A 13,470-nucleotide genomic window follows, 5' to 3' on the forward strand; every position below is an offset into this window, starting at 1 on the left:
TTTTGTTTATGCGCCTAAGTTAATCAGTAAAAGTACAGGAATGAAAAGCCGCGGACAGACTTAGTCTAAAACCGTATGCAGCTGCTCCATTTCTAGCTTAAACCCACAGTCAAAGTGGCCTTCGGGGCAGGCCTTTTTGCCATGCAAGCCACAGGGTCGGCAAGCCAGTTTTTCTTTTACTTCCACCACATGCGATTCGCTCGCTAATGGACCAAAGCCAAACTCAGGAATGGTAGAACAGAAAATGGCTGTGGTTTTGGCATCTACTGAAGAGGCCAAGTGCATAGGTGCGCTATCATTTACGTAGTTCATGGCGGCATCTTTCATGAGTGCTGCCGACTGTAAAAGGTTCAATTTGCCGCAAAGGTTAAAAACCTTGTCCCGATTACCTCTGGCTATAATTTCATCGGCCAAGTCAGCATCGCTTGGCGCTCCTATTACATATATGTTGCCTTGGAAAGGTGTGGTTTGAATTTGCTCAATCCATTTTTCCTTCGGCATTTGCTTGGTAAACCATACTGATGCAGGCGCTAGGCAGATGAAGGGTTCCTGCTTGTATTCTGATACTTTTTCAAAGTCGGTAGCGCTGGGGTAAAGCACTGGGTTTTCGGCAACCGAGTCGGTAATTGACTCAATCAGTTTTTGGTTGCGTTCTACTTCGTGCATGCCATTGTTTATTTGGTGTTCAACAGCAATATTGAACCAGCGAGACCAAGGGTTTTTATCGAACCCGATTTTTGTTTTGGCCTTAGAAAAAGCCGTGACAAAACCAGAGTTGGCAAAACGCTGAACGTTAATGGCGTAATCGTACTTTTCCTTCCGAATGGCTTTTGTCAGTTTCAGTAGGTTTTTGTACTTGCCGTCACTTTTGTTCCAAACCCAAGTTTTGTGCAGAAAGGGGTGGTTTTTTAGCAGCGATTCGTTGCCTTTTCTCACCATAAAATCGATTTGCGCACCGGGAAAATGGGCATGGAGTTTTTCCAAAACACCGGTGGCAAGAATTACATCGCCAATAAAAGCGGTTTGAATGACTAGAAACTTAGGTTTTTCCATAGACTTTGCGCGGTAAAGATAAGGGAAATGCACAAGCCTGAAACAATGCCCGATAAGTTCGTTTTTGGTTTTCAAGCCAATGATTTCTAGTATCTTTGTGCCTTTCAGAAGGATAGGAGATGGTTGACTACAATTTGTTCCAATTACCAAACGGCATTCGCATAGTTCACAAAGAGGTTCCAAATACCAAAATTGTGCACTGTGGCTTTATTTTGGATATCGGTAGTCGCGATGAACGCGAGAACCAGCTGGGTATCGCGCACTTTTGGGAGCACATGGCTTTTAAAGGGACCAAAAAGCGAAAGGCCTTCCACATTCTCAATCGGCTCGATTCTGTTGGAGGTGAGTTGAATGCCTATACCACCAAAGAGAAGATTTGCTTTTATGCCTCGGCATTGGAGCGACATACCGATAGCGCTTTTGAGCTACTACAAGACATTACTTTCGATTCTATTTTTCCTGAAAAGCAGATTGAAAATGAGCGTGGCGTAATTCTGGAAGAGATGGCCTTATATAAGGATAGCCCCGAAGATGCCATTCAGGATGAATTTGATAATGTAGTTTTTGGTGAGCACCCGCTGGGGCAGAATATTTTGGGTACACCGAATAGTGTAAAGTCTTTCCGCAGGGCAGATTTCCAGAATTTTGTAAAGCAAAACCTGAATACTGAACGGGTGGTGTTTTCTTGTGTTGGAGGTATTCCGCTCAAAAAGGTGAAGCGCTTAGCAGAAAAGTACTTTGGTAAAGTGCCGCATTTTAAGGCAGAGAAACAGCGTATTGCTTTCGGAACATACTTGCCACAAACTAAGGTAGAAGAAAGAGCTATTTCTCAAGCACACTGCGCCATTGGCAGTACTGCTTTTGAGCTAGGGCATGACGATAGGCTAAAGTTCTTTATGCTGCTGAATATTTTGGGTGGCCCAGGAATGAACTCAAGGCTTAACTTAGCACTGCGCGAAAAATACGGATTTGTATATAATGTGGAGGCGGCCTATCATCCTTATTCAGATACTGGCCTGTTCGCTATTTTTTATGGAACAGAAAAAAGCCAAACTAACCGTAGCAGGCGCTTGGTAATGAAAGAGCTGAAGAAATTGAGGGAAAAGCCGCTCGGTACCATGCAGCTACATAGTGCCAAAGAGCAGTTAGTAGGGCAGTTGGCCATGGCCGAAGAAAATAATGTGAATCTTATGCTGATGATGGGCAAAAGTATTCTCGACCTAGAGCGTATTGAAAGCCTTGATTCTATTTTTAAAAATATTCGTAGTGTAACAAGCACCGAGCTGTTGGACATAGCCAATGCCACACTGCAAGACGATAAAATGAGTTTTCTAACTTTTTTACCACAGGATTAATGGACTTTATTCCGGAAGATATTCAGCAATATGTAGAAGACCACAGTGATGTAGAGTCACCATTATTGAGCAAAATTAACCGCGAAACGCACGCGCGTGTAATGATGCCAAGAATGCTGTCTGGCCACTTGCAAGGGCGTGTGCTCTCTATGCTTACGCACATGATTCAACCAAAAGTGATTTTGGAAGTGGGTACGTACACCGGCTATTCTGCACTTTGTATGGCCGAAGGGCTGGCTGAAGATGGTAAACTCATTACCCTCGATATAAATGAGGAATTGCATGATCAGGTACAGGGTTATTTTGATGAGTCGGATTATTCTGCCCAAATAGATTACCGTATTGGTAATGCCATGGAGCTCATTCCTGAAATAAATGAACCTTTCGACCTAGTATTCATTGATGCAGACAAGAAAAATTACCTCAATTACTATAATTTAGTGATCGATCAGGTACGGTCGGGTGGATTTATAATTGCTGATAATGTGCTTTGGAGCGGAAAAGTGGTACAGACCGAAAAAATCACCAAAGACACACAAGTAATTCTTGACTTCAACCGTTTCGTACAGGAAGATGATCGGGTGGAAAATGTGTTATTCCCGATTAGAGATGGTCTAATGATTGTAAGAAAAAAATAGTGCGCAAACCCCTACTCACAATCATTTTTGTACTTTTTACCTGCTTGCAGCTTACTGCCCAAGCACCTATGATTGTCCCCGACCAAATTGAGGTTGCCGGTGTAAAGCTTAAGCTTAACAATGAGGCAAAGAAGGAGGTAGAAGAAACGCTGGACTTACTTACCCGAAGCCAGTATCATTTTCAATTAAAGGCAGACCGCTCTAACCTTTACATGCACTTTGTGGAAGAAGTACTAAGGCGAGAAGGCATTCCTGATGACTTTAAGTACTTGGCAATTCAAGAAGGTGAGTTTATTGCCGATGCTGTTTCAACATCTAATGCAGTGGGGTTTTGGCAGTTCAAAAAGGCTTCGGCACAAGAACTTGGTTTACGTGTAGATAACCTGGTTGACGAACGCAAGCACATCATTGCCTCAACGGTAGGTGCTACCAAATACCTTAAGCGATCGAACTTTGTGTTTGATAACTGGGTGCTTTCTATGCAGTCTTATTTGCAAGGGCTTACTGGTACGCAACGTTCAGTTTCCGATAAGCTTTATGGTGCCAAAAGCATGAACATCACTGGTAAATCGCACTGGTATATCAAAAAGTTTATAGCACACAAATTGGCTTTTCAAGACTTTGTTGGTGATGGAAGAAAGCACCCAGAAGTGGCTTTGGCTTCATACGAAGGTCAAGGGCAAACCTTGCGAAGTGTAAGCCAAAAGGTGGACGTTGATTACGAAGAAGTAAAGCGTTTTAATAAGTGGTTGAACCAAAGTAGAATTCCTGACGACAAATCGTATCCAGTAATTTATCCGCTTAAATCGGGTCAAAAACCCGTTGCGCAAAACAACAGACCAACTAATAACACCGGCACTGGCAGCCAACCTACCACGGGTAAAGACAAAACGAATACTTCTCGCCCTTCATCATCATCGGTGCGCGATAGGTACGGCATAAAGCCTGTTACTGGCAATACAGGCGTGTATCCCGAAATCAAAGGTAATTTGAGAAATGCCTATCAGCCGGGAGCCATAAAAGTAAACGGTATTAAGGCGATTAAGGCAGGGCCAAACGAGACCTTGCAAACGCTTTCGGCAAGAACTGGCGTAAAAGTGAGAAGGCTGCGTAAGTTCAACGATATTGGCGAACGCGGAAATGTAAGGCCAGAGAAGTACTACTACCTGAAAAACAAGCGAGGCAAGGGTAGGGTACACTACCATGTGGTGCAGCCGGGCGAAACGCTTTGGGGAATTTCTCAAGACTACGGCATAAAGCTGAAGAAGCTACTGAGAAAAAATAGGATGCGTGAAGTTGAACAGCTTAAGGTGGGTCGTGTATTGTGGCTTCGTTTTATTCGTCCGGCACATGTACCAATCGAGTATAGCAATGTGATTGTGGAAACAAAGAAGCCCGCAGCTGAAGATAGGCTTTTAAATGAGGTGGAACCGGCTAAAGAAAAACAGCCCGATATTGAGCGGCCTGCCACGAAAACTGTGGAGCTAAGTATAGAAGATGAGGTTTATATTGAGCCTCGAAAAAAGAAGGAACTAAAGCCGGAAGAAGGAGAAGAAATTATAACACACACCGTTCAACCTAAAGAGACATTTTTTGGTATTGCCAAACGGTATGGCGTAGAGATTGACGACATACTGGATTGGAATGACTTGAATGTGATGGAAGGACTCCAGATTGGTCAAGAGTTGAAGCTTGTTGTTCCGAAAAAACCGGTTGAAGAACCCGCATTGGTCATGCATACGGTTCAGGCTGGCGAAACGCTTTGGGCTATATCTCGAAAGTATGGTGTGAGCGTTGATCAGATTTTAGAATGGAATGACAAGAAAGATGCTAATCTTGCATTGGGTGAAAAACTGAAGATCTATACAACAAAGTAATTTGTTTAAATGTAGACTCGATTAAACAACTTAATGAATCGGAAAATACTATTTGTCGTTCTTTTTCTGGCAAGCTTGTGTACCATAAGTTATGCTCAGGTAGATCCTGACTTGGATCCTGACCCTGTGGCTGAGGACACTATTAATTATTGGAAAACAGAGGCTAAGTTTAGTTTTAATGTTCAGCAAGTTGGCTTAACCAATTGGGCTGCCGGTGGTGAATCTTCACTTGCCTTGGGAGCGGTACTGCAAGCCAATGGAAAGTACGAAAAGGATCAAGTGGTTTGGGAGAATAACGCCCGAATTGCCTATGGTGTTTTGCGTCAAGGGGCTGTTGATAACAGGTTTGAGAAAACCGATGATATCATCAACCTAAGCTCAAAATACAGTCAAAAGTTTAGCGAAAAAGTATTGATGACTTCAGCCATTCTGTTTCAAACACAGATGGACGAAGGTTATAAATATGAGGATATTCCCAATAGTTCGGATAAACGTAGGGTGTTGATATCCAATTTTTTGGCGCCAGGCTATATGCAGGCCTCGCTCGGTCTTACCTATCGTGAAGGCGATATTATGGATATGACCCTCTCTCCATTTACTGGTCGTTTTACTTTTGTTATGAACGACTCTTTGGCTAATGCGGGTGCGTTTGGGGTTTTGCCAGGAGAAACTTTTAGGGCAGAGGCCGGGATAAGTTTTAACGGTAACGTAAAAGCCAAACTCATGAAGAACGTGGACTTTAAAATGGGTATCAACCTTTTCTCTAACTATGAGAAATTCCCTAACACGGTGGTTAATGGCTTGGCAGAAATAGTATTGAAGGTGAATGATTACATTGCCTCAACCATTACATCGCAAATTATTTATGACGATGACGTGATGATTAACTTTGATGATGGAACGCAGGGGAGGGCGCTCCAAATCAAAAACGTGATCAACGTAGGCCTAACCATTGGGTTTAAGTGACACGACTTGACTCAACCAAGAATAAGTATTCTATCAGTTTTTACATGAATAAGAAAGGCGAATGCTAGAATTCAGGGTCTAGGCCCAGTTTTTCTTGCAGGTCTTTTAGCGCAGGGTATTTACGCTTTAGGTGCTCAAATTTTTCCTTATCGGTATAGAGCATCTTTTGCTTTTCAATTTCCTTAATCACACTTCTCAACTGAATGTGATCGTTCTTAAGCTCGTTTCTCAGGTATTCCAATAAGTCCGTTCTAAGCTTTTCGAAACTAGGTTCAAGTGCTTCGTTTGCAATAAAAACGGTTATGGTATGCTCTTCTTTGGCATATTCATCTTTCAGAATAAGTGCCTCTTGGTGCTTGCCTTGGCTTTCCGAAATCTCAATGAATTTCTTCCAGGCTGCTGCAAATACGTCATCCGTGTAAGGAGTAGAGCGTTTGTTGCTTTCAATTACTTCCTCTGAAGCGTCTGCTTTCACTTCTGGTTGGTTGATTACAGACTTAAGGGCGTTCAAATCAGTAGGAATACCAAGCGTTTTCGCCCTATTGCCTCTTCTTAAACTTGGCCTTTTAGTAGCCGAGGGAATTGGTGCAGCAGGAGTTTCTGGTGCTTCTTCTGGTTTCGGAGGTGGTGGCGCAACTTCCTGAACTGGAGTGGGAGCAGGCTTTTCAGCTTCTGCTTGTGGGGAAGGAGCTGCTTTTACCTCATTATTAGGAGCTGGAGCTTCAGTTTTCGGCTCAACTAGGATTTTTTTTTTGATGAATCACCGTTGGCGTTCACTTGAGCCAATGAAATAGCTGAAGTTAGGTGAGCCATCTTTAAAAGCGCCAGTTCAACGTGCAGTCGCTGATTTTTGCTGGCTTTGTAGTTAATGTCGCACTGATTGATAATACTGAGTGCCGACAGTAAAAACGAAAGCGGAATTGCATTGGCTTGCTCTTGGTAGCCCTTTTTAATGTTGTCTGAAACCGTTAACAAATTAATGGTCGCGTTGTCTTTGCAAACCATCAGGTCGCGGAAGTGGCTGCTAAGTCCAACAACAAAGTTGTGTCCATCGAAACCTTTCTTCAATATCTCATCAAAGATCAATAAGGTCTCAGAAGTCTTTTGCTCAAAGAGTGCTTCCGTCATTCTGAAATAATAATCATAATCCAGAATGTGCAGATTATCGATGGTAGCTCTGTAGGTAACATGCTTGCCGCTAAATGTCACGATCAAATCGAACAGTGAAAGCGCATCGCGCATGGCACCATCTGCCTTTTGAGCGATAAGGCTTAAGGCTTCATCCTCAGCATCAATGCCTTCTTTTTCGGCAATCATTTTCAGCTGACCTGAAATGTCGCTTATCTCGATTCTATTGAAATCGAAGATTTGACAACGGGAAAGAATGGTTGGAATTACCTTGTGCTTTTCCGTAGTGGCCAGAATAAAAATGGCGTAAGAAGGTGGTTCTTCCAATGTTTTCAGAAAGGCGTTAAAAGCCTGATTCGAAAGCATGTGAACCTCATCTATGATGTAAACTTTGTATTTTCCTTGTTGTGGAGGGTAGCGTACCTGGTCTATTAGGTTACGAATGTCGTCTACCGAATTGTTAGAGGCAGCATCGAGCTCGTATATATTAAAACTATCGTTGCCCAATAACGGGTTGTCGATGGATTGCTCGTTAATAAGCCTGGCCACAATACGTGCACAAGTGGTTTTACCCACACCACGCGGACCACAAAAAAGCAGTGCTTGAGCCAATTGTTCGTTATCAATAGCATTTTTAAGGGTAGTGGTAATGTGTTCTTGGCCTACTACTTCTTCAAATCCAACCGGTCTGTACTTACGTGCTGAGACAACGAATTTTTCCATCGCTGCAAGATATAAATTTGCGTTAGATGTTCAGAGTTGAAAGTTCAAAGATTGAGGAAAAAATGAGAAGGAACCGCTCAGGGCGCGGAGTGAGCAAAGGTGTTTCTTTATTTTTCCATCCCGACCGTAGTGGTGGGGTCTGTTAAATAACAAGACTTGGTCAATCTTTTGACTTCGTTCAGGATGAAAATAAAAAGGATAATGTGAACTGTTCGTGGTAGAGCCGGAGGGGGTATCATAAAATGATCCCTAATTGCTACCGTCTTACAAATGCAGCCTGCTGTGCGTTTAATACAGGCTCTTAAAAGTAAAAAAACACTCAAGCAAGCTTGGTGGTTTTCTACTTGGTGTCGTGGACACCACTGCGAGCAAAAGCCTTATAGCCTCTGTGTCTTAAACTCAAAAATAAATCACATAACTCTTGAAATTCCTCTCCGCTTATTAGTTTCAGCTGATTTTTTGATGAGTGATAATTGATTCATTCTTCAGTTCCATTTACTGTCAAATTAGCCTCTTATTTCTGAATGCTATACCAGAACCAGACTTGAGGTATTTTTCAAAAGAGTATGCTTTATACTTATCCTTAAAAACTATGTAGGTTTCAAGCTCTACAGGTAATCTATAATTTGTAGATGTTACTTCACCTTTAAGGTGTTTTTTCAGTCTGTTTTCAAGGTTTGAAGTGCATCCAGTATAGAATTTTCCATCAGAGCAAAGCAGTATGTAAACTGTGTGCATTGTTCAAAGTAGTAAAATTTTGTGGAGATTCTTAATGCCCTGTTGTTGAAGCTTTAGTAAGATAGAGGAGTTTAATGTTTGGAGGCTGGAATTAAATCAAGAATCGGTGGAGGTCTCCACCGAAGCCCTAAGTAAGACAAATCCACCTTCGCTTAAGCTTCGGTGGATAAAAAAAGCCCTCCTATGCTAAAGCTTCGGAGGGCATAGGTGGAGCCGGAGGGATTCGAACCCTCGTCCAGATAAGGAACACTAAGTGCCTTCTACATGCTTATTTGCTGATTAATTTTCGAGCCGGACAAGGACAGCAACCATCCTAAGCCTTACCTTATTCGCAGTTAATCTTATGCTGATATCACGAACCTACCAACACCAGTTCTGCTTTGTGATGTCTCATGTTCCCACCCGGCAGAACGAGGGGTGAGAGAGACACATTGCTATCTAAATCTGATTAGGCAGCAAGGGCGTATTGTCTTTCGCCATTTAAAAAGGTTGAACGTTTTATTTACGGGAAATACGCACAACTCCCGACATGCTTACACTTGCGCTACACCTACTGTCAATTCCGGTCGGCCCCAAGTATATCCTCTCGACTTTTCAAGAGGACTACAAATGTAAAGGGATTTTTGTTCCAAGCTAAACACTCGGCAATGTTTAAATCACCTTATTCAAAGTAACATCTAATATACCCGTTGGGTTATTACTGCCTAGGTTCAGGGTAAGGTCTGAACTATAACCGCCATTATCATCAAATGGAAAAGCGTAACCCCTGCCGTCTATTGTTGGAATGTCTAGGCCTAAAACGCCATTATGGAAGTAATAAGAGTAGATATTCCATTCACCCAAAGGCTCATTATCCTTAAGCGGATAGAAGTTAGAGAATAGGAGAATGCCAGTATTAAAAGGTTTAAATGGAATAGGAGAATGCAGAATGAGTGATTTCCCACCATTATTGGCCGAGTAATATACCGTCATGGGTTGCGAAAACTGTGAGAGTGTGGTCATTTCCATGCCTTCAACAATATTGGTGTTGTCGGTGCCAATGTCGCTACTAAAAGTAACCGCCTGTGCCGGACTGTTCGGGTCGAGCAAGTGTAGTGTGGCATAGTGACCATCAAGTACAGGCCCAAAAGAGCAAGTTATTTCAGCTTGTGTGTTACCCAAGTCGACCGCACTTTCCCAGAAAAAACTTAGCTCGGCATTGGTTGTGTCAAAACTTATGCGGCTTACAGTATTGGAAGGGCTCGTGTTCGGAACAGCTGTTAAAACACCAGCATTCTTTTCGTCAATCGTAAAGTTTTGGATATGTGTTCCTTGAAAATAGATTTTTCCAGAGGTTTTGCTTCCTACAAAGCCTTTTGGATTGCTTAGTTTTTTATAGGAAGAATCGTTCTCTACAACATCGCTAAGTTTAATTGTGGTGATGGCCGAGCTAGGTGTTTGAATAAGCGCAACGGGGTTGGTTTGCAAGAAGTTTTGAACGTTTTTCAAGTCAATTGGACCGATGTCATTACTGTTAATAAAGCCTACTCGGGTATGTAAGTTGTTTATCCCTTCAGCGTTTGGCGTAATTCCACGATTGAGCATGGTCACCACCTGATTTTCTAGGTTGCCAAGCACAGTGTCATCTTGTAATTCGAAACCTGATAGGTTATGGTATGCCCAATTTTGATAACTGCTGTCGCCAAAAACACCTGCGCATGCCAACACCATTTGTGAAGCAGGAGAGATAGTATTCATATTACCCAACGGCCCACCATATTTTTTGGCGGTGGATACATTTGCTCCCCAGCCTGCATTCCACCACGCTGGTGGAGGCGGAGGTCCTTGAGGTGTTAAGTCGTTACTATTAGGCGATTCGCTACAGTTGGTTGAAAAGTAAGGGTAAAAGACCTGATAAACATTGGTTTGCCCATTGGCTGGTGGAGCTAGTTTTTTAAGCTCGTTGGTGGCAGAATCATATTTATACCCTGTTCCTGTAAACTCAAATACAGTGTATTTAGTGTCCGAATTACCATTTATATCCGTAAGTCCGCTTGGTAGTATAAAGTCAGTTTTAACTTTTCCAGCATAAATTTCTGTGCCGCTGTTGGTGCCATTGGCTACTAGGTAGAGCGTGTTTTGTTCGTAATGTTTAAAGAAGTTGTAGATAGCAGTATCCATACTTGTACTCAAGGTAGTCTCACTTCTCTCGTAGAAAACTATCGCAACTTTTTGATAGCTGCTGTTTGTTCCGAAACTACTTTTAGTGCCGCTTATGGTAATTGTGTTTGTATCAACACTTTGAACGGTAGCGCCTGCTGGAATGCCTGGGCCACTGGAGAATTGCCCCACTTTAACCGAGCCAGTTCCTCCCGTTGACATCGTGAAGGTACCAGTGTAAGTGTTGCCGCTTGTGGTGATGGCTAAATCTCCCGTAAGCTGAGTTTGTGTAGTCTGCGAATCAATTACGTGTTGTGGGCCGAGCAGGCGAGGAATGCTTTGCGAAGTAGTTGCGCATGGAGCGTAGTCGGCAAATCCCAGTTTGCTACATAGTGTGTTGAAATTATCAATTACGGTTTTTCTACTATCACCAATGATTATTCCAGTACCATTCGGGAAGTTAGGGTCGTTAGGAGAAACTTGCACGGTGATCGGCACGCCAAACTGATCGATTTGGGTGGTATCTAGGTTTATATCTGAACCAGCATTTAGTGTGAGTTCAACAAAATCGAAGATGAAATCTGCGGTGGGAGAAGGACCGTTAATGGCGGTTACCTCTCCTCCCGATTGGGTGATTTGAACTGCAGATGCACTGTTGCTGAAATACAATCTGCCAGACTTTAGTTTGTTATCCGAATTGATATACAATGAATACGTACCGTCTGAGTTTTTTAATTCCGAGAGCGTTACCGAAGGGGCGGCTGTTTGGTCCGGTTTGGGAGCGTTAAATACGCTAGCTAATTGATTATTGATTTGATAAATCTGCGTTTGGCTCTGAAGAAAAATGTACAATTGGCTGTCTTCAATGCCCGAATTATTAGTGATGTTAACTTCCACATAGGAAATCCCTGTTGGTTTTGACATGTGTGTGTAATTGTTTATTGAAGGAAAAAGATAGGCAATAAAAAGTTTGCCATGCCAATCAAATAGACCAATGCTTAAAAGTTATTCGATTAGGTAAAATGAGTAATGGAATGTTTTAATTCTTGCTTAAGAAGATGTAATGTATTGATTGTATGAATAATCATTCGTTATATGTATTATGTATATTTAGTGAACGGTTTTTCATTCGAACATGTTTGTTTAAATAGTTACTATTTTGAATGATAATTCATTCAATAATGTTTATATTTAGTTGTTATGAATGATAACTCATACATGAATTGGTCGTCAATGAGCGATAAGGCCATTAATGTGGCGGTGGGTGGTTTTGTTAAGCATCATAGACAAGCACAGCAAATGACCCAAGATATGCTTGCCAAGGCGGCCGGAATAAGCAGGTCCACTTTAAGTCTGTTGGAGCGAGGTGAAAGTGTGAATTTCGTAACACTTATTCAGGTGTTACGGGTGCTAGAGTTACTCCATGTAATGGAGGCTTTTAGTGTGAAGGAGGAAATTAGCCCCTTGGCTTACGCTAAACTTAAGAAAAAACAGCAACAGCGCGTTAGAAGGAGTAAAAAGTCGAACGAATCTAAAGAAGATTTGGGATGGTAGATGTAGCTGAAGTTAGGCTTTGGGGTCAACTGGTTGGTGCAGTTCGTTGGGATGCCCAAACACAACTTGCCAGTTTTGAATATGCACCAGCTTTTGTAAAGAAGGGGTGGGACTTGTCTCCACTGAAAATGCCAATAGATAACGGTAGCCGTATTTACAGTTTTCCTGCACTTAGAAAGGGAAAGGAAGCCGCTTACGATACTTTTAAAGGGTTGCCAGGTTTGTTGGCCGATGCACTGCCCGATAGGTACGGAAGTCAGTTAATAAATGTATGGCTAACACAGCAGGGTCGCCCGGAAAACAGTATGAACCCAGTAGAACAACTGTGTTTTATTGGCAAAAGAGGAATGGGGGCTTTGGAGTTTGAACCAGCGCAACTGCCAACAAGATCTAGTGCATTTAAAATTGAAGTGGACAGTTTGGTTGAGGTAGCACGTAAAATGTTGTCGAAAAAGGAGGGATTGAATGCTAATCTTTCAGGAGACGAGCTACAGGCACTTCAACAAATTTTACGTGTCGGTACATCGGCAGGGGGGGCAAGGCCAAAGGCCGTAATTGCTTACAACAAGCAGAGCGGAGAAGCTCGGTCGGGGCAGTTAAATGCGCCTAAGGGGTTTGAACATTGGTTGTTAAAGCTTGACGGAGTAAGTGATGCTCAGTTTGGTGAAAGTTCAGGCTGGGGTAGGATAGAGTTCGCTTATTATTTAATGGCCACAAGTTGCGGTATTGATATGATGGAGTCTGAATTGCTTGAGGAAAATGGTAGGGCACACTTTATGACCAAGCGATTTGATAGAGGTGAAAATTCAGCAAAACATCACGTTCAAACGTTATGTGGCTTGCAGCACTACGATTATAATCAAAGGGGCGTATATAGTTATGAGCAGGTTTTTCAGACTATGCGCCAACTTCGCCTAACGTATCCAGAGGCAGAGCAAATGTTTAGAAGGATGGTGTTTAATGTGCTGGCCAAAAACTGCGATGACCACACCAAGAATTTTGCCTTTATGCTTAAAAAACATGGCAAATGGCAATTGACCCCCGCATATGATATTTGCTATGCTTATAACCCAGACAACTATTGGTTGCATAACCATACAATGCTAATACGAGGTAAGCAAGAAGGGGTAACAAAGACTGATTTGTTAAGCATCGCTAAAGAAAACAGTATTAAAAAGGCCAATAGGATAGTGGATGAAATTCAGGAGGCTGTTTCCAATTGGTTGGCGTTTGCCGAAAAAGCTGGAATACCAGCTAGCAAAGCGAAAATGCTACAGCGTACCTTTCCTGAAATCTAAG

Annotated in this window: 12 protein-coding genes and 1 other RNA gene; 7 read left to right on the forward strand and 6 right to left on the reverse strand. The window is 42.4% G+C overall.

Going from position 1 to position 13,470, the window contains the following annotated elements:
• Positions 1–60: 60 nt before the first annotated feature.
• Positions 61–1,053 carry a glycosyltransferase family 9 protein gene (locus BMW98_RS07140; protein ID WP_090258241.1) on the reverse strand — a complete coding sequence of 331 codons (993 nt, stop codon included), beginning with the start codon at positions 1,051–1,053 and terminating at the stop codon, positions 61–63.
• Positions 1,054–1,172: 119 nt separating this feature from the next.
• On the opposite strand from BMW98_RS07140, the gene BMW98_RS07145 reads away from it, so the two are divergent.
• Genes BMW98_RS07145 through BMW98_RS07160 form a run of 4 tightly spaced genes read left to right on the forward strand, consistent with a single transcriptional unit; the run spans position 1,173 to position 5,889 of the window.
• Positions 1,173–2,408: a M16 family metallopeptidase gene (locus BMW98_RS07145; protein WP_090257819.1), complete on the forward strand. Its 1,236-nt coding sequence runs from the start codon at positions 1,173–1,175 to the stop codon at positions 2,406–2,408.
• Positions 2,408–3,046 carry an O-methyltransferase gene (locus BMW98_RS07150; RefSeq protein WP_090257820.1) on the forward strand — a complete coding sequence of 213 codons (639 nt, stop codon included), beginning with the start codon at positions 2,408–2,410 and terminating at the stop codon, positions 3,044–3,046. Before BMW98_RS07145 ends, BMW98_RS07150 begins: the two co-directional genes overlap by 1 nt.
• Complete coding sequence (locus BMW98_RS07155; RefSeq protein WP_139177444.1) at positions 3,046–4,923, forward strand: LysM peptidoglycan-binding domain-containing protein; 1,878 nt, start codon at positions 3,046–3,048, stop codon at positions 4,921–4,923. Before BMW98_RS07150 ends, BMW98_RS07155 begins: the two co-directional genes overlap by 1 nt.
• Positions 4,924–4,956: 33 nt before the next feature.
• Positions 4,957–5,889, forward strand: coding sequence for a DUF3078 domain-containing protein (locus BMW98_RS07160; protein ID WP_090257822.1), 933 nt, complete (start codon positions 4,957–4,959; stop codon positions 5,887–5,889).
• A gap of 64 nt (positions 5,890–5,953) precedes the next feature.
• Here the strand turns inward: BMW98_RS07160 and BMW98_RS07165 are convergent, their stop codons facing one another.
• On the reverse strand, positions 5,954–6,364 hold the full coding sequence (locus tag BMW98_RS07165) for a hypothetical protein (RefSeq protein WP_139177446.1): 411 nt from the start codon (positions 6,362–6,364) through the stop codon (positions 5,954–5,956).
• A 10-nt stretch (positions 6,365–6,374) separates the two neighbouring features.
• On the opposite strand from BMW98_RS07165, the gene BMW98_RS20430 reads away from it, so the two are divergent.
• A complete protein-coding gene (locus BMW98_RS20430; RefSeq protein ID WP_170836510.1) occupies positions 6,375–6,533 on the forward strand; it encodes a hypothetical protein in 159 nt (52 codons plus the stop codon).
• Positions 6,534–6,627: 94 nt separating this feature from the next.
• Here the strand turns inward: BMW98_RS20430 and dnaX are convergent, their stop codons facing one another.
• From dnaX to BMW98_RS07185, 4 genes are all read right to left on the reverse strand, one after another.
• Complete coding sequence (gene dnaX / locus BMW98_RS07170) at positions 6,628–7,740, reverse strand: DNA polymerase III subunit gamma/tau (protein WP_090257824.1); 1,113 nt, start codon at positions 7,738–7,740, stop codon at positions 6,628–6,630.
• Between the two features lie 501 nt (positions 7,741–8,241).
• Positions 8,242–8,478 carry a GIY-YIG nuclease family protein gene (locus tag BMW98_RS07175; RefSeq protein ID WP_090257825.1) on the reverse strand — a complete coding sequence of 79 codons (237 nt, stop codon included), beginning with the start codon at positions 8,476–8,478 and terminating at the stop codon, positions 8,242–8,244.
• A gap of 205 nt (positions 8,479–8,683) precedes the next feature.
• Positions 8,684–9,052: a transfer-messenger RNA gene (gene ssrA / locus BMW98_RS07180) on the reverse strand.
• 77 nt (positions 9,053–9,129) lie between these two features.
• The gene (locus tag BMW98_RS07185; RefSeq protein WP_090257826.1) at positions 9,130–11,541 is read right to left on the reverse strand and encodes a beta-1,3-glucanase family protein; all 2,412 of its coding nucleotides are present in this window, start codon (positions 11,539–11,541) and stop codon (positions 9,130–9,132) included.
• 276 nt (positions 11,542–11,817) lie between these two features.
• Between BMW98_RS07185 and BMW98_RS07190 the strand changes: the two genes are divergently transcribed.
• Positions 11,818–12,171 (forward strand): helix-turn-helix domain-containing protein, encoded by a 354-nt coding sequence (locus BMW98_RS07190; RefSeq protein WP_090257827.1) that lies wholly within the window; start codon positions 11,818–11,820, stop codon positions 12,169–12,171.
• A complete protein-coding gene (locus tag BMW98_RS07195; protein WP_090257828.1) occupies positions 12,165–13,469 on the forward strand; it encodes a type II toxin-antitoxin system HipA family toxin in 1,305 nt (434 codons plus the stop codon). The genes BMW98_RS07190 and BMW98_RS07195 overlap by 7 nt, the downstream gene beginning before the upstream one ends.
• Position 13,470 lies beyond the last annotated feature (1 nt).

The organism is Roseivirga pacifica (assembly GCF_900111145.1).
GTDB lineage: Bacteria > Bacteroidota > Bacteroidia > Cytophagales > Cyclobacteriaceae > Roseivirga > Roseivirga pacifica.

What these genes read in the sequence shown, in the direction of transcription:
- BMW98_RS07140 (WP_090258241.1), bottom strand. Translation starts at nt 1,053, where the DNA reads ATGGAAAAACCTAAGTTTCTAGTCATTCAAACCGCTTTTATTGGCGAT.
- BMW98_RS07145 (WP_090257819.1), top strand. Translation starts at nt 1,173, where the DNA reads ATGGTTGACTACAATTTGTTCCAATTACCAAACGGCATTCGCATAGTT.
- BMW98_RS07150 (WP_090257820.1), top strand. Translation starts at nt 2,408, where the DNA reads ATGGACTTTATTCCGGAAGATATTCAGCAATATGTAGAAGACCACAGT.
- BMW98_RS07160 (WP_090257822.1), top strand. Translation starts at nt 4,957, where the DNA reads ATGAATCGGAAAATACTATTTGTCGTTCTTTTTCTGGCAAGCTTGTGT.
- dnaX (WP_090257824.1), bottom strand. Translation starts at nt 7,740, where the DNA reads ATGGAAAAATTCGTTGTCTCAGCACGTAAGTACAGACCGGTTGGATTT.
- BMW98_RS07175 (WP_090257825.1), bottom strand. Translation starts at nt 8,478, where the DNA reads ATGCACACAGTTTACATACTGCTTTGCTCTGATGGAAAATTCTATACT.
- BMW98_RS07185 (WP_090257826.1), bottom strand. Translation starts at nt 11,541, where the DNA reads ATGTCAAAACCAACAGGGATTTCCTATGTGGAAGTTAACATCACTAAT.
- BMW98_RS07190 (WP_090257827.1), top strand. Translation starts at nt 11,818, where the DNA reads ATGAATGATAACTCATACATGAATTGGTCGTCAATGAGCGATAAGGCC.
- BMW98_RS07195 (WP_090257828.1), top strand. Translation starts at nt 12,165, where the DNA reads ATGGTAGATGTAGCTGAAGTTAGGCTTTGGGGTCAACTGGTTGGTGCA.